The 25,412-nt window shown below is 72.5% G+C and carries 19 protein-coding genes and 2 pseudogenes; 9 read left to right on the top strand and 12 right to left on the bottom strand.

Going from position 1 to position 25,412, the window contains the following annotated elements; translation table 11 throughout:
* Nucleotides 1-173: 173 nt before the first annotated feature.
* Nucleotides 174-779: an Rv1733c family protein gene (locus tag ACW4TU_RS41795; RefSeq protein WP_457422208.1), complete on the top strand. Its 606-nt coding sequence runs from the start codon at nt 174-176 to the stop codon at nt 777-779.
* A gap of 117 nt (nt 780-896) precedes the next feature.
* Nucleotides 897-3,338, top strand: a complete 2,442-nt coding sequence (locus tag ACW4TU_RS41790) for a right-handed parallel beta-helix repeat-containing protein (protein ID WP_457422206.1) — start codon at nt 897-899, stop codon at nt 3,336-3,338.
* On the opposite strand, the gene ACW4TU_RS41785 is transcribed toward ACW4TU_RS41790, so the two are convergent.
* Nucleotides 3,308-5,710: a hypothetical protein gene (locus ACW4TU_RS41785; RefSeq protein WP_457422204.1), complete on the bottom strand. Its 2,403-nt coding sequence runs from the start codon at nt 5,708-5,710 to the stop codon at nt 3,308-3,310. The two genes, ACW4TU_RS41790 and ACW4TU_RS41785, sit on opposite strands and share 31 nt — an antisense overlap.
* A gap of 379 nt (nt 5,711-6,089) precedes the next feature.
* Between ACW4TU_RS41785 and ACW4TU_RS41780 the strand changes: the two genes are divergently transcribed.
* A complete protein-coding gene (locus tag ACW4TU_RS41780) occupies nt 6,090-6,905 on the top strand; it encodes a DeoR/GlpR family DNA-binding transcription regulator (RefSeq protein WP_457422202.1) in 816 nt (271 codons plus the stop codon).
* Between the two features lie 75 nt (nt 6,906-6,980).
* On the opposite strand, the gene ACW4TU_RS41775 is transcribed toward ACW4TU_RS41780, so the two are convergent.
* On the bottom strand, nt 6,981-8,135 hold the full coding sequence (locus ACW4TU_RS41775; protein ID WP_457422200.1) for a PLP-dependent cysteine synthase family protein: 1,155 nt from the start codon (nt 8,133-8,135) through the stop codon (nt 6,981-6,983).
* A gap of 334 nt (nt 8,136-8,469) precedes the next feature.
* Between ACW4TU_RS41775 and ACW4TU_RS41770 the strand changes: the two genes are divergently transcribed.
* Together ACW4TU_RS41770 and ACW4TU_RS41765 are read left to right on the top strand one after the other, a co-directional pair.
* Complete coding sequence (locus tag ACW4TU_RS41770) at nt 8,470-8,787, top strand: hypothetical protein (RefSeq protein ID WP_457422199.1); 318 nt, start codon at nt 8,470-8,472, stop codon at nt 8,785-8,787.
* A gap of 241 nt (nt 8,788-9,028) precedes the next feature.
* Entirely contained in the window at nt 9,029-9,604 is a 576-nt protein-coding gene (locus ACW4TU_RS41765; protein WP_457422197.1) for an ATP-binding protein, read from the top strand.
* 45 nt (nt 9,605-9,649) lie between these two features.
* Here ACW4TU_RS41765 and ACW4TU_RS41760 read toward each other — a convergent pair.
* The 4 genes and pseudogenes from ACW4TU_RS41760 to ACW4TU_RS41745 form a co-directional block, all read right to left on the bottom strand.
* A pseudogene (locus ACW4TU_RS41760) lies at nt 9,650-11,798 on the bottom strand (ABC transporter permease); the annotation flags it as partial.
* A gap of 65 nt (nt 11,799-11,863) precedes the next feature.
* Entirely contained in the window at nt 11,864-12,181 is a 318-nt protein-coding gene (locus ACW4TU_RS41755) for an SHOCT domain-containing protein (protein ID WP_457422195.1), read from the bottom strand.
* A gap of 425 nt (nt 12,182-12,606) precedes the next feature.
* The gene (locus ACW4TU_RS41750; protein WP_457422193.1) at nt 12,607-13,827 is read right to left on the bottom strand and encodes an ROK family protein; all 1,221 of its coding nucleotides are present in this window, start codon (nt 13,825-13,827) and stop codon (nt 12,607-12,609) included.
* A gap of 48 nt (nt 13,828-13,875) precedes the next feature.
* Nucleotides 13,876-14,517: an alpha-ketoglutarate-dependent dioxygenase AlkB family protein gene (locus tag ACW4TU_RS41745; RefSeq protein WP_457422191.1), complete on the bottom strand. Its 642-nt coding sequence runs from the start codon at nt 14,515-14,517 to the stop codon at nt 13,876-13,878.
* Between the two features lie 76 nt (nt 14,518-14,593).
* Here ACW4TU_RS41745 and ACW4TU_RS41740 point away from each other — a divergent pair, with 76 nt between their 5' ends.
* Entirely contained in the window at nt 14,594-15,730 is a 1,137-nt protein-coding gene (locus tag ACW4TU_RS41740) for a methyltransferase (RefSeq protein ID WP_457430573.1), read from the top strand.
* A gap of 64 nt (nt 15,731-15,794) precedes the next feature.
* Here ACW4TU_RS41740 and ACW4TU_RS41735 read toward each other — a convergent pair whose 3' ends face one another.
* Genes ACW4TU_RS41735 through ACW4TU_RS41725 form a run of 3 tightly spaced genes read right to left on the bottom strand, consistent with a single transcriptional unit; the run spans nt 15,795 to nt 18,412 of the window.
* The gene (locus ACW4TU_RS41735; protein ID WP_457422189.1) at nt 15,795-16,583 is read right to left on the bottom strand and encodes a helix-turn-helix domain-containing protein; all 789 of its coding nucleotides are present in this window, start codon (nt 16,581-16,583) and stop codon (nt 15,795-15,797) included.
* Nucleotides 16,584-16,611: 28 nt separating this feature from the next.
* Complete coding sequence (locus ACW4TU_RS41730) at nt 16,612-17,460, bottom strand: class II fructose-bisphosphate aldolase (protein WP_457422187.1); 849 nt, start codon at nt 17,458-17,460, stop codon at nt 16,612-16,614.
* 52 nt (nt 17,461-17,512) lie between these two features.
* The gene (locus ACW4TU_RS41725; protein WP_457422185.1) at nt 17,513-18,412 is read right to left on the bottom strand and encodes an SIS domain-containing protein; all 900 of its coding nucleotides are present in this window, start codon (nt 18,410-18,412) and stop codon (nt 17,513-17,515) included.
* 147 nt (nt 18,413-18,559) lie between these two features.
* Here ACW4TU_RS41725 and ACW4TU_RS41720 point away from each other — a divergent pair, with 147 nt between their 5' ends.
* Nucleotides 18,560-19,339, top strand: a complete 780-nt coding sequence (locus ACW4TU_RS41720) for a DeoR/GlpR family DNA-binding transcription regulator (RefSeq protein WP_457422183.1) — start codon at nt 18,560-18,562, stop codon at nt 19,337-19,339.
* Nucleotides 19,340-19,383: 44 nt separating this feature from the next.
* On the opposite strand, the gene ACW4TU_RS41715 is transcribed toward ACW4TU_RS41720, so the two are convergent.
* The 3 genes and pseudogenes from ACW4TU_RS41715 to ACW4TU_RS41705 all read right to left on the bottom strand — a co-directional run.
* Nucleotides 19,384-19,839 (bottom strand): RpiB/LacA/LacB family sugar-phosphate isomerase, encoded by a 456-nt coding sequence (locus ACW4TU_RS41715; RefSeq protein ID WP_457422181.1) that lies wholly within the window; start codon nt 19,837-19,839, stop codon nt 19,384-19,386.
* Nucleotides 19,840-19,880: 41 nt separating this feature from the next.
* Nucleotides 19,881-23,090 carry an amidohydrolase family protein gene (locus ACW4TU_RS41710; RefSeq protein WP_457422179.1) on the bottom strand — a complete coding sequence of 1,070 codons (3,210 nt, stop codon included), beginning with the start codon at nt 23,088-23,090 and terminating at the stop codon, nt 19,881-19,883.
* A gap of 214 nt (nt 23,091-23,304) precedes the next feature.
* Nucleotides 23,305-23,689: pseudogene (locus ACW4TU_RS41705) on the bottom strand (carbon starvation CstA family protein); the annotation flags it as partial.
* Nucleotides 23,690-23,732: 43 nt separating this feature from the next.
* Here ACW4TU_RS41705 and ACW4TU_RS41700 point away from each other — a divergent pair.
* Nucleotides 23,733-24,608 carry an alpha/beta fold hydrolase gene (locus ACW4TU_RS41700; RefSeq protein WP_457422177.1) on the top strand — a complete coding sequence of 292 codons (876 nt, stop codon included), beginning with the start codon at nt 23,733-23,735 and terminating at the stop codon, nt 24,606-24,608.
* Nucleotides 24,608-25,357 (top strand): maleylpyruvate isomerase family mycothiol-dependent enzyme, encoded by a 750-nt coding sequence (locus ACW4TU_RS41695; RefSeq protein WP_457422175.1) that lies wholly within the window; start codon nt 24,608-24,610, stop codon nt 25,355-25,357. The genes ACW4TU_RS41700 and ACW4TU_RS41695 overlap by 1 nt, the downstream gene beginning before the upstream one ends.
* Nucleotides 25,358-25,412: the final 55 nt, after the last annotated feature.

Below are 25,412 nucleotides of genomic sequence, written 5' to 3'. Positions count from 1 at the left end.
GATTGGTCCCGGGGGGCGGGAACACCGGCACAGGGCCTGGCCGTTGGGTTCGTGAGAAGTTCACGAGACGGCCGGTGGGATCCGGTGAGGGGTGATTTCACTCTCTCTTCGACCGGCATCGTGCGTGAACTGCTCCGACCGGGGTTATCACGGAGCGGGAAGGGGGTGCGGCTGTGCGGGCGATCGTCGGACTCTGGCGCTGGCGCCACAATCCGCTGCGCCGCGCGACCGACCTCGCGGAGGCCTGGCTGGCGCTGGCGGCCCTCCTGCTGATCCTGCTGGCGGCGCCCCTGCTCGGCGTCCTCGTCGGCGGTGCCGCCCAGGGCGCGCTGCAACAGGCCGTACGGGACCAGCGCGAGGCCCGCCATCTCGTGACGGCCACCGTGGTCAAGAAGCTGGCCCGCTCCCCGCTGGAGCCCGACCCCGAGTCGGCGTCCCCCCGGGAGGCGCAAAGCCGCGTGGAGGCGGACTGGGCGGGGCCGGACGGCACGGAGCAGCACGGCACGGTCATGGCGAGCCTCAAGTCCCCGCATCCCGGCGACCACTTCACGCTGTGGACGGACGCACACGGGCGAATAGCCGCCCGACCCCTGGACACCGCCACCGCGACGACGCACGCGGTCCTCGCCGGGTTCGGTGCGACCGTCCTGTCGGCCGGGTTCGTGGAGGGCGGTCGGCGCCTGATCCTCTGGCGCATGGTCCGTCGCCGGCACGCCCGTTGGGACCGGGCCTGGGACCGGGCCGGACCCGACTGGGGCCGGACCGGGACAGGCAGTTGACCGCCTTCCGGCTCTGGTCAACCCACCGTGCCCGCGCACGCTACGGTGGACCGGCCGACATCGTGCGGCACCTTCCGCTACATCCCGCGTTCCACGAGGTGGGGGCACAGCAGCGCCATGGCACAGGGCACGGTCCAGGTGACGCACACCGGTACATCGAGGTGGCGGCGCCGCACGGGTGAGTACACGTCGCTCGCCGCGGCCCTGGAGGCCGCGGCGGACGGTGACGTCCTCATCGTCGCGCCCGGCACCTACCGGGAGAACCTCGTCGTCGAGCGGGCGGTGACGCTGCGCGGCCCGGAGGGCTCCCCGGGCTCGGTGCGCATCGCGCCCGTGGACGGCGTGCCGCTCACCGTGCGCGCCTCGGCGGTGGTCCAGGACCTGCATGTGGAGGGCCAGGACTCGACGGCGGCGGCGGTGCTCGTCGAGGAGGGCACACCGGAGCTGCTGGACCTGCGGATCGTCACGCGCTCCGCCGCGGGCATCGAGGTGCGCGGCGGCGCCCGACCGACGGTACGGCGCTGCACGATCGACAACCCGGCGGGCGCCGGCATCGCCGTACTGGACGACGCGGGCGGGGTCTTCGAGGAGTGCGAGGTCGTCGCGGCCGGCCAGGCGGGTGTGACCGTGCGCGACGGCGGCCATCCGCGTCTGGAGCGCTGCCGGGTGCACCACGCCTCGGGCGTCGGCCTGTCCGTCTCGGGCGAGAACTCGGCGCTGGAAGCGGTCGGTTGTGAGATCTACGAGGTCAAGGGCAGCGGCGTCCAGATCACCGGCCGGGCCACCGCCCACCTCACCGACTGCGATGTGCACCGCACGTCGGCGGACGGCGTGACGCTCGACACCGACGCCGTGCTGACACTCGCCGACTGCCGCATCCACGACATCCCGGAGAACGCGGTCGACCTGCGCTCCCGCTCGGTCCTCACCCTGACCCGCACGACGGTGCGTCAGTTCGGGCGCAACGGGCTGTCGGTGTGGGACCCGGGCACGCGCGTGGACGCCAACCAGTGCGAGATCTTCGACAGCACCGGCGACTATCCGGCGGTGTGGATCAGCGACGGCGCCACGGCGGTTCTCGAGTCCTGCCGGGTGCACGACGTGCCGGACGCCCTGTTCGTGCTCGACCGGGGCTCCCGCGCGGACGTCATCGACAGCGACCTCTCCCAGGTCCGCAACACGGCCGTGTCGGTCAGTGACGGCGCGACGGCGCAGCTCGACGACTGCCGGATCCGGGACGCGGCGACGGGCGCCTGGTTCCGCGACCACGGCAGCGGCGGCACGCTCAACGGCTGCACCGTGGTCGGCACCCAGACGGGCGTGATCGTCACCAAGGGCGCCGATCCCACCATCGAGCGCTGCACGGTCGACTCCCCCGCCGAGGCGGGCTTCTATGTGTCGGCGGGCGGCCGGGGCAGCTTCCTGCAGTGCCGGGTGACGGGCAGTGAGGGCTACGGCTTCCATGTGATAGACGGCTGCCGTTCGACGCTCACGAAGTGCCGTACGGAGCGGTGCGCGCGCGGTGGTTACGAGTTCGCCGACGGCGGGTCCGGCGCGGCCTCCGGTGGCGGGCCGCTCGTCGAGGACTGCACCAGCGACGAGAGCGCGGCACTGCGGACCCCCTCGCCGCCGGAGACGGCGGTCCAAGCGGCGGTGGCTCAGTCGTCGGGGCTGCTGGGCTCCATCCCGGGCCGGCGCACCGCCGAGCCGGAGCCGGTGGTCACCGGCCCGGAGTCGGAGGTGGCCGCGCGGTCCCCCAAGGACGTCCTCGGCGAACTCGACGCGCTGGTGGGCCTGGAGAGCGTCAAGCGCGAGGTGCGGGCCCTCACCGACATGATCGAGGTCGGCCGACGCCGGCAGCAGGCGGGCCTCAAGGCGGCCTCCGCCCGACGCCATCTGGTCTTCACGGGCTCCCCCGGTACCGGCAAGACGACGGTCGCCCGGCTCTACGGCGAGATCCTGGCCGCGCTCGGCGTCCTGGAGAAGGGCCATCTCGTCGAGGTGTCCCGGGTGGACCTGGTCGGCGAGCACATCGGTTCGACGGCGATCCGCACCCAGGAGGCCTTCGACCGGGCGCGCGGCGGGGTGCTGTTCATCGACGAGGCGTACGCGCTGTCCCCGGAGGACTCCGGCCGTGACTTCGGCAAGGAGGCCATCGACACGCTGGTGAAGCTGATGGAGGACCACCGGGAGGCGGTGGTGGTGATCGTCGCGGGCTACACGGCCGAGATGGAGCGCTTCCTGTCGGTCAACCCCGGTGTCGCGTCCCGTTTCTCGCGGACCATCACCTTCGGTGACTACGGCCCCGAGGAACTGCTGCGGATCGTGGAACAGCAGGCGGAGGAGCACGAGTACCGGCTCGGCCCGGGCGCCTCCGACGCCCTGCTGAAGTACTTCGAGGAGATCCCCAAGGGGGCCACGTTCGGCAACGGCCGCACGTCACGGCAGACGTTCGAGGCGATGGTCGAGCGGCACGCGGGCCGGGTCGCCCAGCACGTCGAGCCGAGCACGGACGACCTGACCCTGCTCTACCCGGAGGACCTGCCGGAACTGCCCTGAGCCCCGCCCTCGGGCCGCGGCCCGGGCAGCGACTCGCGGGGCAGCAGCCGCCCGAGCAGCTCTTCGCGCTCCTCGGCGAATGCGGGGTCGGCCTGGTAGTCGGAGTGGCCGAGGATCGGCGAGGGCAGCGGATGCTCCTTGTTGCGGCCGTAGGAGAGCGGGTCCCTGAGCGGCGCGCGGTCCACCTCGGGGCCGCAGTCGCCGGGCAGGTGTACGGGGCCGCCGATGGGGTCGGTGAGCCGGTACAGGTTGCGCCAGCAGGCCACGTCGTGATGCAGCGAGGTGAGCGCGGCCGGCCCGAAGTGGGCCGGGAACCAGCGTCCGTACAGGCGCTCCAGCGGTGAGCCGTACGTCAGCAGAGCGACGCGCGCCCGCACGGCGGGTTTCAGCTGCCAGGCGGCGGCTGCCGCGAGGACGCTGCCCTGGGAGTGCCCGGAGATGACCAGGCGCCCGCCGGTGGCCTCGGTCCAGGTAGCCATCCGCCAGGTCAGGTCGGGCACGGCGCGCTCGGCGTAGCAGGGCGGTGCGAAGGGGTGGGAGGCGCGCGGCCAGAAGGTGCCGACGTCCCACAGGATGCCGATGGTGCGCCGCGCCGCCGGGTCCTTGTAGGCGCGCCGCCCCCAGGTGACGAACAGCAGGAAACCGAATCCGATCAGCCAGGACCCGAGGGCCTGGGCGGTCTCGGCGGCGCCCTGGACGACCCCGTACGCGCCGTGCGAGGCCTCTCCCGGCGTGTCGTCCGTGGTCCGGGCGCCGACCAGTGCGGCGGCGCCCAGGAACAGCGTCACCGTGGAGGTGATGCCGACGATGCGGGGAGCCCGGTCGGTGAGCGCGGCCATCGCGCGCATGCCGGCGATCCGGCGGGTGCGGGTGACGTCCATGGGCTCCCCGGAACCGTCGTCGTAGTCCTGCTCCACGGCGTCCAGCTCGGTCCGGCGCAGTTGCAGGGTGCGCCGGGCAAGCCAGCCGACGAGGCCCAGGACGACCAGGAGGACGGCCGGGATCACGGATGCCTGCCAGGTCAGCAGGACGGGCGGGCCCGCGATGGTGCCGCCGGTGCCGTCCAGCCAGTCGGCGACGCGCTGGGACACGCCGCCGGACATCACGCCGCCCAGCGCGCAGGCGAGCGTCGTGACGGCGGGTCCGCCGAGGCCGCGCATGGCGGACCGCGGGTCGGGGTGGGCGCTGTAGAGCAGGTGGGCGACGAGGGCCAGGACGATGACGACGATGCCCTGGAGCAGGGTGAGGGCGCCGAAGGTCGTGTCGCCGGGCAGCCGCCCCGCCGACCGCCACCCGGGGCGCGACCAGCCGGCGTACACGGCCGTCAGGAGCAGCAGGGCCAGCGCGCCGCCCGGGAGGAGGCGGACGAGCCGGGCGTCGAGTTCCTGGTCCAGGCGTCTCTCGCTGCGTCCTCTGCGGCACACCACCCACACCACGGCGACGGCCCCGGCGACCAGCGCCATGTACAGGAGCCCGGCCAGGGTCGCCAGGGCCGCCGGGCCGCCGGGCTCGCGGTCGTGACGGGCGGCGGTGGAGCCCAGGGCGGCGGCGACCGTCAGCAGGCCGGCCGCGGTGTGCGCGGCGCGCAGCCGGGCGACCAGCCGCCGTCCGTACCAGAACCCGGGCCGCCCCAGCGCGGTACGGATGTTCTCGTCGGCGGGCTCGGAGGCGCGGGCCATCGGCCGCTGGGACTCGTACGCGCTCCAGGTGCGGCGCGACAGGAACCACAGCAGGCCGGTGAGCGCGGCGGGCACCACGGCGGCCAGGGCCAGGCGGCGGCCCGGCGCGCTCCACCAGCCGCCGCCCGACTCGGTCGGGGAGAGGAAACCGAGCCAGGAGTGCGCCTCGGCGCACGCACGCGTGCCCGCGCACTGCCAGGCCGTGAGATCAAGGGCCACCTCGCAGGCGGCGGCGACCAGGAGCACGGTGAGGCTCAGACCGGCGAGGCGCACCAGGAGGCCGTAGAGACGGACCGTGCCCTGCCGGTTGCGGGCGGTCGGGCGCATCCAGTGGGCGAGGTTGACCACCATGAAAGGCAGCAGCAACAGCCACAGGGCGCGTGTGCCGTTGCCGGAGGTCAGGTTGCACCAGACGTACGCCTCGCGGACCGGTGCGCCGTGCGGGTCGGCCGGCCCGTCCTCCGCCCCGGCGTCGTCCGCGCGCCGGAAGACGGCGGCCGTTTCGTCGCCGGTGATGCGGACGGTCCGCGGATCGTTGAGCATCTTCTCGGGCGTGGCACCGCCCACGCCGTGGACCAGTAATTCCAGGGCGATGCCGGTGGTCGTCCCCGCCCCGGTCCGCTCGGCCCCTCCGCGCGGCTCGGCCGCGCCGTTCACCCCGGTCGTCGAGGCCCCTTCCTGTGCACGCTCCACTGTTCGCCCTTCCCCCGTTGTTCGTGCTTCCCCCGTGCCACACGGGCGGCCCGCGCCCTGTCCGCGGCGATGCCGCGCGGGACTGGAGGATCTCCGCCCGGTGGGCTCCGTACACCTGTCGGCACGGAATCTCCCTGATCCGTGTGACGAACGGGGAGCCGGTGTTGCCAGAGTGACATGTTCGCGTCGTGACGGGCAGTGGCGCGACGAGTACCGGCCCATGCGAGTATGGGACGTCCGCCGGGCCGCTAGCAGGAGGAAAGTCCTTGTCGGAGCGGGTTCGCAGCAGGTTCGCAGCGGGTGTGCGGGACGTGTCGGAGATGGTGGGGGCGAGTGGACCGACAGGCCCGAAAGAACCCCGGAAGGACGTGGAGCGGTCGTGAATGACAACCAGAACCTCCTCGCGGAGCAGCGCCGCGCCCTGATCCTGGACGAGGTACGACGCCGTGGGGGCGTGCGCGTCAACGAACTGACCCGCAAGCTCGGCGTGTCCGACATGACGGTCCGCCGTGACCTCGACGCGCTGGCCCGCCAGGGCGTCCTGGAGAAGGTGCACGGCGGTGCGGTGCCGGTGGTCGAGGCAAGCACCCACGAGCCGGGGTTCGAGGCGAAGTCCGGCATGGAACTGACGGCCAAGGAGGACATCGCCCGGGCCGCGGCGGAGCTGGTCGCGCCGGGCTCGGCGATCGCCCTGTCGGGTGGTACGACGACGTACGCGCTGGCGCATCAGCTGCTGGACGTGCCGGATCTGACCGTGGTGACCAACTCGGTGCGCGTGGCCGATGTCTTCCACACCGCGCAGCGCGTGTCGGGGCAGCGGCAGGGGGCGGCGACGGTGGTGCTGACCGGTGGGGTGCGGACGCCGTCCGACTCGCTGGTGGGGCCGGTGGCCGACCAGGCCATCGCGTCGCTCCACTTCGACGTGCTGTTCCTGGGTGTGCACGGGATATCGGTCGAGGCGGGGCTGTCCACGCCGAACCTCGCGGAGGCGGAGACGAATCGGCGGCTCGTGCAGTCCGCTCGGCGGGTCGTGGTGGTTGCCGACCACACCAAGTGGGGGACGGTGGGGCTCAGTTCGTTCGCGGCGTTGGAGCAGGTGGATACGTTGGTGACGGACTCGGGACTGGTGCCTGAGGCTCGGAGTGAGGTTTCGGAGCATCTGCGGCGGCTGGTCGTCGCCGGTGAGGCTGCCTGAGAGGGCGCGTCGGCAGGTGCGTTCACGGGTGCGGGTCCGCTGTGGCTTGTCGCCCACGCGGTGGAGCCGCACATGTCACCGCCCCGCGCCCCTGGGGGAGCCGGTCCACACGCCCGATTCCAGCAGAGCCTCGATGGCGCTCAGGTATGGGGCGATGTCCAAACCCTGCTCGGCCAGCCATGCGTCCGAGTAGTACTTGTCCAGGTAGCGGTTGCCGTGGTCGCACAGAAGGGTGACGACGCTGCCCCGCCGGCCCTCCGCGATCATCTCCGCGACGATCTTGAGGGCGCTCCACAGGCCTGTGCCCGTGGAGGCGCCCGCCTTGCGGCCGATGGCTCGGTCCAGGGCTCTCACCGCGGCGATGCTGGCCGCGTCCGGGACCTTCATCATGCGGTCCACCGCGCCGGGGACGAAACTGGGTTCCATGCGGGGGCGGCCGATGCCCTCGATACGGGAGCCGCAGTCACAGGTGACGTCCGGATCGCCGGTGGTCCAGCCCTCGAAGAAGCAGGAGTTCTCCGGATCGGCGACACAGATCCGGGTGTCGCGCTGCGTGTAGTGCACGTAGCGGGCGAGCGTCGCCGAGGTGCCGCCGGTGCCGGCCGTGGCGACGATCCATACCGGCTCCGGAAAACGTTCCGACTCCAGCTGCCGGAAGATGGATTCGGCGATGTTGTTGTTTCCGCGCCAGTCCGTGGCCCGTTCCGCGTAGGTGAACTGGTCCATGTAGTGGCCGCCCGTCTCCGCGGCTAGGGCTGCCGAGGCCTCGTACATCTTCCGGGAGTCGTCCACGAAGTGGCACCGACCGCCGTGGAACTCGATGAGGCGGCACTTCTCGGCGCTGGTCGTACGGGGCATCACCGCGATGAAGGGCACCCCGATCAGTTTCGCGAAGTACGCCTCCGAGACGGCGGTGGAGCCGCTGGACGCCTCGATCACCGGGCGGCCGGGGCGGATCCAGCCATTGCACAGACCGTAGAGGAAGAGCGAGCGGGCGAGGCGGTGTTTGAGGCTTCCGGTGGGGTGGGTCGACTCGTCCTTCAGGTACAGGTCGACACCCCACTCCTCGGGCAGCGGAAAGCGCAGCAGGTGCGTGTCGGCCGAGCGGTTGGCGTCGGCCTGGACCTTGCGGACGGCCTCTTTGAGCCAGGCGCGGTAGTCGGCGTCGCTTCGGTCCACGTCGAGCGTGTCCGGGGTTTCGGCGGTCCCGGTGGGGTCGGGGTTGCTCACGTCAGGCTCCTTGCGCTGCACGGCACCGGCGGCTTCTCCGGCGGCCGGACACAACCGATCATAGACACCTTCCGCACGCTCCTCACCTGCATAAACATCCCTTTGGGCGGCTCAAAGGCCGGCCTGGGGTGAGGGGGCGGGGGCAGCCGGGCAGCGGCCGGAAGGGCCCGGGGCGCATCCCGGTGAGTGCTTCCACCGGTTGCCGGAGAGCGCCGTACGCACTGGTGCTCGACGCCGGGGGCGGGCAGACTGCTCGGCACGGGGGCGCACACTGGATCACGTTCCACGGGATCACCACGCATCTCGGCGGAAGCCGACAAGGGGGCGGAGCATCATGGCGGAGCCGGAGTTCACGGCCACGGGCGTGCGGATCGGGAAGAGGCTGCGCTCCCTCACCCGGGCCGGGCAGGTCCGGATCAGCGGCGGCAGGCTGGAGTTGCTCACCAGTTACGGCAGCGAGATCGACAGCGCTCCCGTGCAGGCGGTGCGCGCATCGAAGCCCTGGTTCGCGGCCGACGACCGGGCACTGGCGGACCTCAACGGCAAGCGTTACCAGCTGACGCTGGGGGAACACGACCCCGCGCCGGGCCGGCCCGGGCCACCCGCGGCGCGCCGGTTCATCGAGGCCGTGCGCAGGGCGGCGGGGCACTGAACCGGGCGGGGACGGTGGGGCCGTACCTCGCGTGACACCGGGCGTGCCGGGAGAACCGTGCCGCGAGTTGCGGGTTTCCGTCCCCTGAGCCACGCTTGTCACACATCACTCTGGGTTTACCGGCGATAACGCTGCGAACCAGCCCGCCGGCCATCGACAGCAGGCGGCCCATGCACTCAGGCACTCTGCTGGATCGGATCTCGTGTCTTCTTCCGGACCTCAATTCGGGGAGTCGCAAGCCGTGATCAGTCACCCAAGCAGGCAATGCACGGTGGAGCTCCAAGCCCTGCCGTCGCGGATCGGCCAGGTCCGCAGAATCGTCTCTGCACAATTGCGCTACTGGCATCTGGATCCCTTGATAGACCGGGCCTCGCTCGGTGTGACCGAACTGCTCACCAACGTCCACCGGCACGCGCAGCCCGACAAGATGTGCACCGTGGACATCGAGGTCCTGCTCGACCGGCTCACGGTCTCGGTGCACGACCACGACCCGCGCATTCCCGAGCTGCGGGACGCGGATCCCACCGCCACCTGTGGCCGCGGCCTCGCGATGGTCGCCGCCGTCAGCGAGAGCTGGGGAGTGCGGCCGGACGGCGAGTCGGGCAAGGTCGTGTGGTTCACCCTGCCGACGCTCACGCCGGTGGTGGCGACCCCGGAGACCAGGCCCGCGACCGCGGCGCCCGCACTCCGGCCGTTCGACGAGCAGCTGTGCGACGGTCCCGGGTACGACGAACCGCCGTACGACAAGGGACACAAGCCGGGGGTACTCCGGCGCAGGCCGGAACACGCTCCCGCCCGGTCGGCCGTTGGCGGCTGACCGGGCGGTGACCAGCGGTGTCCCTCCCCCGCCCGCGTCCGTACGTCACTCGGTCGCGATGGCACGCAGTACGTCCAGACGTGCCGCCCGCCGGGCCGGGCGCAGACCCGCGAGCGCGCCGGCCGCGACGCCCACCAGGGCCACGATCACGAGCTGTGCGGGCGGCAGCGCGAAGGTGAACACACTGTCGCTCGCGCCGTCCGAGGCCCTCACCAGCACCCAGCCGAGAAAGCCGCCGAGGGCGAGCCCGCCCACCGTGCCGAACGCGGCGACGAGGACCGACTCCCAGCGGACCATGGCGCGCAGTTGGCCGCGGGTCTGACCGACCGCCCTCAACAGGTCCAGTTCGCGGGTGCGTTCATGGATCGCGAGGGTCATCGTGTTGGCGATGCCGAGGAGTGCGATGAGCACCGCGAGGGCGAGCAGCGCGTAGACGAGGGTCAGCATCATGTCGATGCCTCCGGCCGACGACCGGGCGTACTCGTCGCGGGTCTGCACCTCGGGGTCGCCGTACCGTGCGGCGACCCGCTCCACGACGGCCTTGCCCGCGTCCGTGCTCACGCCGTCCTTGAAGGAGACGGCGACCAGCGTGTCGGAGTCCTGGGTGCGGTGCGGGGCCCAGGCGGCGCGGGTGATGACGTACTCGCCGGCGAGTTCCGGCCGGCCGTAGACCGCGCGGACGGTGAAGTGCTCCTTCCGGCCGTCGGTGAAGGTGAGCCGGGTCGTGTCGCCGGCCTTCAGACCCTGTCGGTCGGCCTCCGCCTCGGTGACGGCGATGCCGTCGGTGCCGAGGTCGTCAAGCGAGCCGCGGATGTCGCCGAGGTCGAAGACCCTGCCGGGGGTGACGAGGCCGGTGACGGTCGCCCTCCCCTTGCCGTCGACTTCGGCGACTCCTCTGCCGAGCCCGACCGCGTCCGCCACCTCGGGGCGCTGGGCGATCGCGGGCGCGAGGGCGGGGCTGAGGCCGCTGCCGCCCGCCCCGAACGACGGGGTGCTCACGGCCACATCGCCCGCGAAGGACCGCGACACGGTCTGGTTCATGGTGGCCTTCAGCCAGGCGCCGAACACGGTGAACAGGGAGACGACGGCAACGCCGATCATCAGTGCGCTCGCCGTGGCGGCGGTCCGCTTCGGGCTGCGCAGGGCGTTGCGCCGGGCGAGGCCGCCGGTGACTCCGCGCAGCCGGTCGAGGGGGCCGCCGAGGACCCGTACCACCGTCGTCGACGCCACCGGGCCCAGGACCACGAAGGCCGCGAGGGCCAGTACGGCGCCAAGTCCCGCCAGCCACAAGGACGGTGAGATGAGGACGCCGGTCAGCGTCATGGCGAGCGCGGGGGCGCAGAGGCCGACGCCGGTGACCGCCCGGACGAGGCGCCCGACCGGTCGACGGCTGCCTCACGGAGGGCGGCCAGCGGTACGGTGCGTCCGGCGCGGACTGCGGGCAGCAGGACGGAGCCCAGACAGACCGCGATGCCGACCGCCAGTGGCAGCAGCATGGACAGCCGGCTGATCACCAAGTCGCCTTCGGGGAAAGGGAATCCGATGGCCGGGAACAGTGCCTGGAGGCCTGCGGCGATGCCGATGCCGCCCGCGAGGCCCGCGATCGACGCCGTCACGGCGACCGCGATCGCCTCGGTGAGGGTGGCCGCGGTGACCTGTCGGCGGGAGGCCCCCAGCGCCCGCAACCGGGCGTTCTCGCGGGGGCGTTGGGCGACGACGATCGCGAAGGTGTCGTGGATGGAGAAGGTCGCGACCAGGATCGCCACGCCCGAGAAGACCAGGAGGAAGAGGGTGAAGATGGTCAGGAACCGGCTGGAGATCATCTCGGTGTTCTCCTCGGCCGAAGCCTGACCGGTGATCGCCTCAACTCCCTTGGGCAGCACGGACGTCAGCCGGTCGGCCAGTTCCTGCTGACCGACCCGGGGCCTGCCCTCACCTGGATGCTCGCCGCCTCACCGGGCTTCGCGGTCAGGAAGCCCATCCGGTCGCGGCGCAGGAGCGTGAGGCGGCGGTCGTCGAGCGCGCCCAGTTCGGTGTCGCCGATGAACGCTGCTCCGGAGGTGAGGGTGTCCAGGCCTGCCACGCAGTGCATCAGGGTGGACTTGCCGGAGCCAGACGGCCCCGTGATCGCGGTGAACCGCCCGGCCGGAAAGCCGACACTCACCCCGTCGAGGGCCCGTACGACGGTGTCGCCACCCCCGTACACCTTCACCGCGTCGACGACCCGGGCCGCCGTACGGGTCGTGGTGGAGGTGGTGGTCATACCGCACCGCCCTTGCCCGCACGGCCGCCCGCGCCACCGAACTGCTCGTCCAGGACGGAGAGCCGCCGCCAGTACTCGTCCTCGTCGATCTCGCCGGAGGCGAAGCGCCGGCCCAGCACGGCGAGGGGCGCGTCGCCCGCGAGGCGGTCCTGGGCGTCGTGGCGGCCGTCCATGGCACGCCACGGGCCACGGGGACCGCGCCCGGCCGTGCGGCGCAGGACGGTGACGACGCCGATCACGACGGCCGCCCAGATCAGCGGGAAGAACAGGATCCACGGGCCGGGGCCGCCGTTCCAGTTCGCGAGGGTCTGCATGTCGAGTCATCTCCCGGGTCGGGTTTTCGGTTGATGACCCGAGGTTCGCGCCGGGAGGGGGTCCGGGTCGTCGTACGGCCGGCGGCAGTGGGCGTACGTCCCCGGGAGTACGTGGGGCTCCTGCGGCTGCTTCCCGGGGGTGTCGGGCCACGGGGATGTCCACGGGCGGCGGCGGGACCGGTGGCGACTGCCGGGTCAGCCCGGCGGCGCTCACCCGGTACGGGCAACGGCTGGAGTCGGCCACCGGCTGTTGGGCCGGGGGCCACGTGAGGTGTGCCGCGTGACCGCCCAATCCGACAGTCACGAAGCGTTGTTGACGCTGGTCGCCCTGGACAGCGGGACGGGGATCGTGCCCGTCCCGTTCAAGGGCGCAGGGCCGGGCCCGGTTTCGATCGGGCTGTGCGTGCGGCGGGCCCCGACGGCGACTACGCCAGTGCCCCGAGGGGATCGTCCAGCACCGGCTGCCACGCCAACTCGGCTGCTCCGACCAGGCTGTTGTGGTCCAGTGTGCAGGCGAGGATGGGGACGCTGCCGCTGCGGCCCCACAGGCTGCGGTCGGCGACCACCGCGCGCAGGCGGTCCGGGTCGGCGTCGAGGAGGGTGCGATGCAGGCCACCGAGGATGACGCGGTCCGGGTTGAGGATGTTCACGAGACCTGCCAGGCCCAGGCCAAGGCGGTCGATGAGGGTCTCGGTGGCCGTACGGATCGCCGGGTCGGTGTACTGGTCGCGGATCAGGTCGTTGGCCTGCTGGAGCAGGGACACCTCGGGGCCTGGGTCGCGGCCCGCCACCGTGAGGAAGGCGAGCGGGTCGGCCTCGACGTCCAGGCAGCCCCGGCCGCCGCAGTGGCAGGGACGCCCCTCGGGGTTGACGGTGAGGTGACCGACTTCGAGCGCGAGGCCCGAACTGCCCGTGTGCAGACGCCCGTCGAGGACCAGCGCGCCGCCGACACCCCGGTGCCCGGTGGCCACGCACAGCAGGTCGCGGGCGCCGCGTCCGGCGCCGTGCCGGTGTTCGGCGAGCGCGGCGAGGTTGACGTCGTTGCCAGCGAAGGCCGGTCCGGCGATGCCCGCCGCCCGTACCCGCTCGGCGAAGATCTCCCGTACCGCCGCGCCGGCCGGCCAGGCGAGGTGCAGCGGGTTCAGGGCCAGGCCCTCGGGTTCGGCGACGGCCGACGGCACGGCGAGACCGGCGCCCGCGCACCGGCGCCCGGTTTCGTGCAGCAGGTCGGCGCCCGCCTCGACGACGGAGCCGAGCACCTTCGCCGGGTCGGCGTCGACCGTCTCGCAGCCGGGCGCGGTGGCGACGATACGCCCGCCGAGCCCGACCAGCGCGGCCCGGAACCCGTCGGCGTGCACCTGTGCGGCCAGCACGACCGGCCCGTCCTCGGCGATGTCGAGCCGGTGCGAGGGGCGCCCCTGTGAACCGGCCGCCGCCCCGGGCCGCGCGTCCACGCTGATCAGCCCGAGCGCCTCCAGCTCGGCGGCGACCGCACCGGCCGTCGCCCGGGTGACCCCCAGCTCGGCGGTGAGCACGGCCCGGGTGGGCGCCCGCCCGGTGTGCACGAGCTCCAGGGCGGGCCCGAGTGCGCCGCGCCCCCGGTCCAACCGCGTCCTTGAGGTGGTCCCCTCGCCCTTGCCGCTCATGAGGGCGAGTCTCCCATGATCCGTACGGGCGCCGACCGCGGCGTCGGCCTAGAAACCGCTGGCCCGAAGCGTGATGTTCAACCGGCCGGTCAGCCCCAACTCGGGCGGCGCCGTGTCCTCGTACACCCGCGGTACCCCGTGGTACGCGAGCCGGGACGCGCCGCCGAACACGAAAAGGTCACCGCTGCGCAGCTCGACGTCGGTGTACGGCCGGGTTCGCGTCGCCGTGTTCCCGAAGCGGAAGAGGCAGGTGTCGCCGAGACTCAGGGACACCACGGGCGCGTCCGACTTCTCGTCGCTGTCGCGGTGCATGCCCATGCGAGCGTCGGCGTCGTAGAAGTTGATCAGCGCGATGTCGTAGTCGACGTCACCGTCGTACGCCGCTGCCGTGGCCGCCTTCCTCCCCAGCTCGCCCAGCCACTCGGGGAACGGCTTCACGGGCGAGCCGTCGCCGTCGACGACCGTGCTCGCATAGCCGTACGGGTACCAGTGGCGGCCGAGACAGACCTGCCGGGCGGTCATCGTGCCGCCGCCGGGCGTCCGGACCGTGCGCAGACCGGCGGGCGGGCGCGCCCAGTCGCGGCACGCGTCCAGCAGCTCGCGCTGACGCCCCGCGTCCAGCCAGTCCGGCACGTGCACCGCGCCCGGCGCGATCTCCGTACGGGCTCTGGGAAACAGCTCGCCGTCCATGGTTCCCATCCTGCCCGACCGGGCCGACGGGGCGTGAGCTGCGGATCGGTAGGGTGGGACCACGATGACCGACCGTATGGCGACTCCCTGGTCCGAGCTGACCCTGACCCGTTTCCCCGCCGACCCGCGTGAGCGGATGCGCGCCTGGGACGCCTCCGACGACTACCTCCTCGGGCATCTCGCGGAGTCCGGGACCGATCTGTCCGGCACGGTCGTGGTCGTCGGCGACCGCTGGGGCGCGCTCACCACGGCGCTCGCGGCGCACCGGCCGACGCAGATCACCGACTCGTTCCTGGCCCAGGAGGCGACGCGGGCGAACCTGCGGCGAGCCGGCGCGGACGAGGATTCCGTACGGCTGCTCACCACCCAGGACCCGCCGCCCGAGCGGGTCGACGTGCTGCTCGTCCGGATTCCGAAGAGCCTGGCGCTGCTCGAGGACCAGCTGCTGCGGCTGGCGCCCGCGCTGCACGAGGGCACGGTCGTCGTCGGCGCCGGCATGGTCAAGGAGATCCACACCTCGACGCTGAAGCTGTTCGACCGGATCATCGGCCCCACCCGGACCTCCCTCGCGGAGAGGAAGGCCCGGCTCGTCCACGCCACCGTCGATCCGTCGGCCGACCGGGGTGCCAGTCCCTGGCCGTACCGCTATGAGCTGCCCGACGGCATCGGCCCGGCGTCGGGGCGCCCTGTCGTCAACCACGCGGGCGTCTTCTGCGCCGAGCGCCTCGACATCGGCACCCGGTTCTTCCTCCAGCATCTGCCGGAACCGTCGGGCGCCGCCCGGGTGGTGGACCTGGGCTGCGGGAACGGTGTGGTCGGTACGGCGGTGGCACTGGCCGCGCCGGAGGCCGAGCTGCTGTTCGTCGACGAGTCGTTCCAGGCGGTGGCCTCGGCGGAGGAGACGTACCGGGGCAACGGGCTGCCGGACGGGCGCGCCGAGTTCCGGGTCGGGGACGGGCTGGCCGGGATCGCGGACGAGAGCGTCGACCTCGTGCTCAACAATCCGCCGTTCCACACCCACCAGGCGACGTCGGACGCCACGGCCTGGCGGATGTTCACGGGCGCGCGGCGGGCGCTTCGGCCGGGCGGTGAGCTGTATGTGATCGGCAACCGGCATCTCGGCTATCACCTCAAGCTGCGGAAGCTGTTCGGCAACAGCCGGCTCGTCGCGAGCGACGCCAAGTTCGTGGTCCTGAAGGCCGTGAAGCAGTGAGGTGGTCGGGTGGTCGGCCAGGTAGTCGGGTAGGCGGGTAATCGAGTAGTGAATTTGGACCACTTCACGGAATGGTCGGGGCTGTCTCTCCCCTGAGGGCGCGGGGTGACGCGCCGAGTTCGCGGCGGCAGGCCTTGTTGAAGGCCTGCAGGTCGGGGATGCCCACGGAGGCGGCCACGGCGGGGATGGAGAGGGTCGAGGCGCGCAGCAGGTGGCGGGCGCGGTCGAGTCTGCGGCGGCGGACGTAGCCGACCACGGTGTCGCCGGTCGCGGCCTTGAACAGCCTGGTCAGATGGTTGTGCGAGACGCCCGCCGCCTGGGCGACGGCGGGCACGGTGAGCGGGGCGGCCAGCCTGCCCTCGATGTACGCGATGGCGGCACCGACCGCCGGATGCGGGCCGGGACCGGGGCGTTCGGTGTCCGGGGTGAGGTGGGCGATGCGCCACAGCGCGGTCCAGATCTCGGCTCTGGTGTGCTCGGGTGCGCGCGGCACGGCGGCGATCGCCGCGAGCAACAGACCGGTGAGGTTGGGGAGTTCGGGGCCGGCGTCCTGGACGACGGGCACCGTGCGGGACGGGCCGACGGCCGGGACGCGCAGGTGCGCGTAGAGGTGCTCGGAGCGGCCCTGGTAGCGGTAGCGGACCGTGCTGCCGGGTGGTACGAGGCTGACCCGGCCCGGGCGGACCGCGTGCACGGTGCCGTCGACGGTGAGTTCGGCCTCGTACTGGTAGAGGTGCAGCTGCCACAGCTCCGGCAGCCGGAAGACGTCGGTGCGGCTCGCGACGCCGTGCACGCCGACGCCGGCGTTCGCCACATGGGGCGGCTCACCGAGGTACAGCTCAGTTTCACGCATGGTGAAAAACTACCAGCGTTTCCCTCTGTCAGCTCAGCACGCCGATGATCTGTGTCACCGCACGGGCCATCGCCTCCCGGCCCACGCTGAGGTACCTGCGCGAGTCGACCGCCTCGGGGTGGGCGTCAAGGAACTCCCTGATGGCGCCGGTCATGGCGATGTTGAGGGCCGTACCGACATTGACCTTGGTGATGCCGGCCGCGACAGCGGCCACGAGCTGGTCGTCCGGTACGCCCGACGAGCCGTGCAGGACGAGCGGGACGTCCAGGGTGGCGGACAGCCGCTTCAGCAGGTCCTGGTCGAGGGCTGCCGTACGGGTGGTCATGGCGTGCGAGCTGCCGACCGCCACGGCCAGGGCGTCTACCCCCGACTCGGTGACGAAGGCACGGGCCTCGGCGGGGTCGGTACGGGCACCGGGTTCGTGCGCGTCCAGCGGGGCCCGTCCGTCTTTGCCGCCGACCTGTCCCAACTCGGCCTCGATCCAGAGCCCTTGGGCATGCGCCCAGTCGGCGGCGGCCCGCGTCGCGGCGAGGTTCTCGGCGTACGGCAGCCGGGCCGCGTCGTACATCACGGAGCTGAACCCGGCGCCGGGTGCCTGCCGCAGCAGGTCGTCGCTCTGTACGTGGTCCAGGTGCAACGCGACGGGTACGGCGGCACGTTCGGCGGCCGAGACTGCGGCACGGGCCAGCGGGAGGAGCCGTCCGTAGCGGAATCTGACGGCGTTCTCGCTGACCTGGAGGACGACGGGTGAACCCGCCTTCTCGGCACCGGCGATGACGGCCTCGACATGCTCCAGGGTGATGACGTTGAACGCGGCGACCGCCGAGCGCGCGGTGGCGGCCCGGGTGATGAGCTCGCCGGTGGTGACGATCGGCACCTGTCACTCCTTTCGGTCAACAACTGCGTGCGAACTGGATGTCGACGGGTCCTCAGGGCGTGAGGATCACCGAGCGGGTGAGGTGACGCGGGCGGTCCGGATCGAGGCCCCGCGCCGCCGCCACCGCGACCGCGAGGCGCTGCGCGCGCACGAGTTCGGCGAGCGGATCGAGAGTCCCGGCCACCCACAACGCCCCGGTGTCCCGCACCTGTTGGGCCAGCCCTTCCGGTGCCTCGCCGAACATCCAGGTCGCCGTACCCCGGGTGGTGACGCTGATGGGACCGTGCCGGTACTCCATCGCCGGGTACGCCTCGGTCCAGGACAGGGACGCCTCACGCATCTTCAGTCCGGCCTCGTTGGCGAGCCCCACCGTCCAGCCCTTGCCGAGGAAGGTGAACTGCGCGCACTCGACGAGCCCTTCGGGCAACGGAGTCGCCAGTGCCGTACGGCAGTCGTCGACCACGCCCTCGTCGTGCAGTCCCAGGTGGGCGCGGAGAAGCGTGAGGGCGGTGGTCGCGAACCGCGTCTGCACGACGGACCGTTCGTCCGCGTAGCCGAGGACGACGAGGTCATCGGCAGCTTCCCGTACGGGAGTTCGCGGGTCGGCGGTTATGGCGGTCGTCCGCGTCCGCGCACCCGCGGGCGCGGCGCCCCGCAGTCGTCCGAGCAGTTCGAGCACCTCGGTGGTGGTGCCGGAGCGAGTGAGGGCGACCACCCGGTCGTACGGGCGGCCGTACGGGAACTCGGAGGCGGCGAAGGCGTCCGTCTCGCCCTGGCCCGCGCCTTCCCGCAGGGCCGCGGCGGCCTGCGCCATGAAGTACGAGGTGCCGCAGCCCACGATCGCGACCCGCTCCCCCGCCTCCGGCAGCGCACCGGCGTGTCCGGCCGCCTCCGTTGCGGCGCGGGTCCAGCACTCGGGCTGGCTGTTCAGCTCGTCCTCTACATGGGTCATGCCCTGCTCCTCCCCCAGAGAGTCAATGTGATGCTCTTTTCTGCAAGATATAGCTAGCTTTCGAGCAAAATCAAGCATTCAGATGAAGGAGTGATGAGAACTTTCGGTGCGCTAAGGTCGCCGAAGATCGAGGAACGGAGAGTCCGGATGTCCCAGGACGCCCGCTGGAAGTCCCTGCTGGAGCTGCTCGTCGAGCGGGACCGGCTGGAGGTCGAGGAGGCGGCGGCCGAGCTCGGGGTGTCGGCCGCGACGATCCGCCGCGACTTCGACCAGCTCGCCGAGCAGCAGATGCTCGTGCGCACCAGGGGCGGCGCGGTCGTGCACGGCGTGTCCTACGAACTGCCGCTCCGCTACAAGACCGCTCGCCGCGCCTCCGAGAAACAGCGCATCGCGAGAGCGGTCGCGGGCCTGGTCACCCCCGGTGAGGCGGTGGGCCTGACGGGTGGCACGACCACGACGGAGGTGGCGCGCGCGTTGGCCGTACGCGGCGATCTGACCGCCGGGTCGCCCGCGCTGACGATCGTCACGAACGCGCTGAACGTCGCCAATGAGCTCGCCGTACGACCCCAGTTCAAGATCGTGGTGACGGGCGGGGTCGCTCGCCCGCAGTCGTACGAACTCGTCGGGCCGCTCGCCGACGGGGTGCTGGGCCAGATCACGGTCGACCTGGCCGTGCTGGGCGTGGTCGCCTTCGACGTCAGGCACGGAGCGGCGGCGAACGACGAGGCGGAGGCCGCGATCAACCGGCTGCTGTGTGAGCGCGCCGAGCGCGTGGTGGTCGCCGCCGACTCCAGCAAGCTGGGGCGGCGGGCGTTCGCCCGGATCTGCGCGGTGGAGGCCGTGGACACACTGGTCACGGACACGGCGGCGGACGAGGAGACGGTGGGACGGTTCGAGGAGGCCGGACTCAGGGTCATCACGGTCTGAGCGGCGCACCGTCGCCCGGTACCGGCCCGCTCAACTCCCTTGATTCACTCGGCACTTCTGCCGTTGTCCAGTCGTTCGACCCGGGCCACGTTCTCCCGGTCCGCGGTGTCCCCGCTCGCCTCGGCGGCGAACCAGGCGTCGAGGATCTCCTTGAGCAGCGGCTCCGACGTCAGACGCAGGCTGAGCGCGAGCACATTGGCGTCGTTCCAGCGGCGCGCGCCGTCCGCCGTGTAGGCGTCCGTGCACAGGGCCGCGCGTACACCGGGCACCTTGTTCGCGGCGATGGCCGCGCCCGTACCGGTCCAGCAGCACACGACGGCCTGGTCGGCGCTTCCGGCGGCGACCTCGCGGGCCGCCGCCGCCGAGCAGGCGGCCCACTGCGGATCGTCGCCGGGGCTCAGCGCCCCGTACGTCACCACTTCGTGGCCGCGGTCGCGCAGTTGCCCGAGGAGCGCGCGAGCCACGGGTTCGTCCATGTCCGAGGAGACGGAGATCCGCATGCCCTGAGACTACCCAGCCGAGGGACGGCCGACGGCCTCGGTCACCCCCCGCTCTCGGGGGAGCAGCAGCCCTCCCGTCGCATCTGGCGGCTGACCTCCAGCCAGTCCTCGGCCGAGGCCGACCGCCGTGGGTCGAGGTCACGCGTGGAGGTGGACTCGAAGGCGTCGACCAGATCCGCCTGCTCGAAGGGGATGCCGCCGCGCAGGACCGTCACGGTGCGGATCAGGGTGGCGAAGTCGGTGAACGGGTCGCCGTCCACGACCGTCAGGTCGGCGAGCTTGCCCTCCTCCAGCGTGCCCAGATCGGCGTCGGCGCCGAAGACCCGTGCGGGCAGGAGGGTGGCGGTGCGCAGCGCCTCCGCCGGTGACAGGCCGGCGCGGTGCAGTGCGCGCAGGGCCAGGTGCAGGTGCAGGCCCACCGGGACGAGCGGCTGGTCCGTGCCGAGCGCGACCAGGCCGCCCGCCCCGAGGATCCGTAGGTAGACGGCCAATTCCCGGTCCAGAGTGGCCAGTTGGGCCTCGGTGGGCGGCACCGCGGCCTGCTGCCGGACGAGGGCGGTGTCCCACGGTGGCATGAGTGTGGTGACGCGTGGGTCGTCCGCGAGCGCGGGGTCGGCGCCGAGCAGCGGAAACGCCGTGAACGGGGTGGCGACGAGGTGGAAGTCGGTACGGGTGTAGATCTCCTCCACGTCCTGGTAGGCGCGCCCGGTGGCCGTGGTCGCGTGCCCGAACTCCAGTCGCTGGGTGGCCTGCAGATGGGTCGTCAGATCCTGGGCCAGCTGTACGCCAGGGCTGCACAGATGGCTGCCGCTGCGTACACCGAGCCGGTCGTGGGCGAAGTCGGCGGCCTCCTTCATCACCCAGCCGGGGGCTCGTACGTACGTCTTCACGAAGTCCCACTCCAGCGCCTCCGCACGCGCCAGCGAGCGGCGCAGGCCCTCGGGGGTGCGATGGGCGCGGGCCATGCTGTAGGCGACGCGATCCCCGTCGAGCAGTTCGCCGGTGGACAGCAGCCGGGGTCCGGCGAGTGCGCCCGCGGCGACCGCCTCCCGGATGCGGGCCTGCTCGTAGGCGAAGCCGCCGAGGGAGACGGCCGTCGTGATGCCGTACGCGACCTGCAGCGCGGTCTGACGGCCGCCGTACGTCGACTGCCAGGGGTGGGTGTGCGCGTCCCACAGGCCCGGGATCACGGTGCGTTCGCTCGCGTCGATCCGGCGCACGGCCGGGCGGCCGGCCCGGTGCGGGGCGACCTCCGCGATCCGGCCGCCCCGGACCACGACGTCGACGTCCTCACGGACGTCGGGCCCCGTGCCGTCCCAGAAGCGGCCCGCGTGCACGACCGTGTCGGCCGGACGGGGCCTGCGGTAGTCAAGCGGGACGCGGAAGGTACGAGTACTGCCGTCGGTGATGTCGATCAGGCGCGGGGTGCCCGCCGAGAGGTAGAGGATGGTCCGGGCGTCGGCGGACCAGGACGGATGATCGGCCGGTTCGGTGGTGAGCCTGCGGGGCTCCCCGTCCGGGGTGCCGTCGGCGCGGACCGGCAGCAGCCAGAGCGCCGACTCGACGACGACCGCCATCCAGCGGCCGTCCGGGGACCAGACGGGGCCACAGGCGTAGCGGTCGGCGATCGAGGTGTGCGGGGCGACGGCGTGCAGGGCGGCGGTGCCGGTGGCGGTGTCGACGACCCGGATGAGGTTGTGGCCCTCACGGAATCGCTGGTTGACACGGTTCCGGTCGCACAGGGCGACGTACCGGCCGTCGGGCGACCAACTGGGCCTGCCGGGCAGGCCGCCGGCGCCGAGCGCTGCGGCGAGGATCCGTTCGGCGCCGTCGGGCAGGTCCCGCACCACGAGGTTGCCCGACATGTCCAGGCAGGCCAGCCGTGTCCCGTCGGGCGAGAGGGCGGGGAAGACGCGTCCGCCCTCCGCGAGCACCGTTTCCGCGCCGGAGCCGAGGTCGCGGCGCCGTACGGTGAACAGGCCGTCGCGGTCGTCGGCGTACACCAGCGCTGTGCCGTCGGGGGTCCAGGTCGGCGCCAACACGTAGCGTGTGGCGGGGACTTGGAGAATCCTGCGGGGCGGACGCCCACCCTTGGTGCCGACGGTCCACAGCGCGTTGAGCGCGGCGAAGGCGACGGAGCGGCCGTCCGGGGAGAGGGTGGGCAGATGGAGGGCGCGGACGGGACGCACGCCGGCACCTTCGAAGTCGTACGCCTTGGTGCGGTAGTCGGGCCGGTGCACGGGCAGCGTGGCCGTGAACGGGATCTCCTCGCCGTCGTCCGGCGCGTCCGGGTCGACCAGGCGGAAGTGGCCGTCGATGTTCAGCAGCAGCCGCTCACCGTCCGCCCAGCGGGGCGGCGCCGGGAGAAGGTCGCCCTCGACGGCGACCGGCGTGCCGTCCACGACGAGGGTGCAGGAGGCGGCCGGCGCGGCCGTGGTGCGGAGGTGGACGAGGCGTCCGGCGGGCGAGACGGCGGGGGTCATGAGCTGGGCGCCGGAGCCGTCGGTGTGCTCCGTGGTGACCGGGCCCGAGCCGTCGGCGGCCACCGACGCGATGGTGGCCGCGCGCAGGGTGCCCGGCACGGGGACGGTCGCGCGCACAAACAGCACCCGCTCACCGTCGGGCGACCACGTGGGATCGAAGTCCTCCCAGGCGGTGTCCTGACCGGGACCCTGCTGGCCGGGGCGCCCGGTGAGCCGGGTCGGCGCGCCGGTACGCACGTCCACGATCCAGACTCGGTACGGGGCGCCGGTCACGGTGTCGCCCCCGCGCTCGGAGGCGAACACGATCCGGGTGCCGTCCGGGGACCAGGCGGGCCCTCGGTCGTCCCACGGCCCGTCGGTGAGCTGCCGCAGCCCGCTGCCGTCGGGACGCAGCGTCCAGAGGTGGAAGCCTCCGCCTCGGTAGGCGCATACGACGAGACGGCTGCCGTCGGGCGAGAACTGCGGGCGTGTGGGTTCGAGACCGGGCGAGGTCAGCGCGACGGCGGTTCCTCCGGTGCGCGGCACGGACCACAGCACGTTCTGGACCTCGGCGATCAGCCGGTCACCGGAGGGGTCGAGGGTCGCGGAGCCGCCAGTGGCGGCGGTGAAGGTGAGGCTGGTCGCCGCAGGGGGCGTGGCGGACGCGACCGGCGTACCGGCGGTGGCGAGCGCGGTGGCCGTCGCGGTGGCCTGGAGGAATCTGCGGCGGGAGAGCGGGTCGAACCCGGTGTCGTCGTCCGAGGTGCCTGAGGTGTCTTCGGTGGCCAAGGGAGCTCCCGGTGGGCGGAGTTGGCATGTCGGACAGGTCGGACAGGTCGGACAGCAGCGACCAGTGGGGAAACCGTACGGGGTGGAGCCCGTTCCCGGACGCCGCCCCGATGCTTCTCGGCCGGTCGCCACCAGATCCCGGAGACTGCGGGCCAGGAGTCAGCAGCGGCTCCGGGGGTGGGTCTCCCGGTGCGGGGTGCGCAGTACGGCGACTCGTCGTCGGGAGCGGAACGGGCGAACGCACGGCTCGTACGCCCACCACGGCCGCGTTGGCGATGACCACCGGGACCAACAACTGAACAGGGCGGTCAGGACACCGTCGACCGTGGGGTCGGTGACCACGGTGTGCGTGTCGTCGAGGTCTTGGCGGGCGGCAGGGCCTGACCGGCGTCGATGACGTCGGCGTACTTGGCGCGCTGGGCGGAGAAGCCGATGGGCTTCCGGACGTTGCCCGGCATGTCCTGGAGCATGAAGCGTCCGGCCCTGGTGCCCGCGTCGACCGTCGCGAGGACGAACAACGCCTCGAACATGATGGCGAAGAGGTACCAGAAGGCCTTCAGGGCCACCCCGCCGAAGACTGCGGGTCCGGCCTCGCCCAAAACCCGGTTGCCCGGTCGGAACTCCGCTGCGACAGTCATGGCCATGTCTGTCTTCTCCGCGTACGACGGAACCAAGCTGGCCTGTCGCGAACTCGGGGAGGGGCCGCCGCTGGTCTGTCTGCCCGGCGGCCCGATGCAGGACTCCGTCTATCTCGGGGACCTCGGCGGCCTGTCCGCGCACCGGCGGCTGATCATGCTCGACCTCCGCGGCACCGGTCGCTCGGCGGTCCCGGAGGACCCGGCGTCCTACCGCTGCGACCGCCTCGTAGAGGACGTCGAGGCCCTGCGCGAGCACCTCGGCCTGGACCGGCTTGACCTGCTCGGCCACTCCGCGGGCACCAACCTGGCCGTGCTGTACGCGGCCCGGCACCCCGAACGCGTGGGCAGGCTCGCGCTGATCACCCCCAGCGTGGCGGCCCTCGGCATCACCGTCACCGGCGACACGCGGATCGGGACGGCACGGTCGCGCCGGGACGAGCCGTGGTTCCCGGAGGCGTTCGCGGCCCTGGAGAAGCTCGTCGCCGGCCAGGCCGGCGACGACACCTTTCAGGCCATCGCCCCTTTCTGGTACGGCCGTTGGGACGAGAGCGCCCGGGCTCACCGGGCCGCGGAGGACGGGCAGCGCAACGCCGAGGCCGCTGCGGTGTTCGCCGCCGAGGGCGCCTTCGACCCGACCGGCACCAGGGCGGCACTCGCCCGCCTCCCCTCACCGGTCCTCGTACTGGCCGGGGAGGTCGACCTCAACTCCCCGCCGCCCGCGATGGCCGAGCTGTCGGGGCTGTTCCCGCGCGCCCGGCTGGTCGTCCAGGACGGGGCCGGACACTTTCCGTGGCTCGACGACGCGAAGCGGTTCGCGGCAACCACCGAAACGTTCCTGAGACAGGGAACCACCTCGATCCCACAATGGAGAATGCCTTGATGGAGACCGCGCGCTTCGTGGAAATCCTGGACGTGGAGGGCCAGTTGCTGGCCGCTGCGGCCGAGCAGGCGGGGACCGACGCCAAGGTGCCCACCTGCCCGGACTGGCAGGTCCGCGACCTGGTGCGGCACATGGGCGCGGTGCACCGCTGGGCCACGTCGTACGTCGCCGAGGGTCACACCGCGCCTCAGCGCCTCGGCGTCCTGCCCGACCTCGACGGCGGCGCGCTGCTCACCTGGTTCCGGGAGGGCCATCGCACCCTCGTCGACACCCTCGCCTCAGCTCCGTCCGACGTCGAGTGCTGGAGTTTCCTGCCCGCCCCCTCACCGCTCGCGTTCTGGGCCAGGCGGCAGGCCCATGAGACCGCCGTCCACCGGGTGGACGCCCAGTCCGCCCTCGGCACCGCGCCCTCCCCGCTCGACCCGGACTTCGCCACCGACGGCATCGACGAACTCCTGCTCGGTTTCCACGCCCGCGCCAAGAGCCGGGCCCGCACGGACGAGCCCCGGGTACTGCGGGTCCGGGCGACCGACAGGGACGACGCGGTGTGGACCGTACGGCTCTCGTCGGAGCCACCGGCGGCCGAGCGGACCTCGGAGCAAGCCGATCAGGCGGCCCAGGAAGCCGACTGCGAGGTGACCGGCCCCGCCGCCGCTCTCTACCTGGCGCTGTGGAACCGGCAGCCGTTCCCCGGCGTGCACGGCGATCCCGCGCTCGCCGCCCTGTGGCAGGCGAGGTCCGCCGTCTGAAGCCGACCTCCTCATGTGACGCGCCGGCTGGTCGCGCTCATCTGCCGTACGAGCA

Source organism: Streptomyces kryoterrae, assembly GCF_054072135.1.
This window is presented reverse-complemented; position numbering and strand designations above follow the sequence as displayed.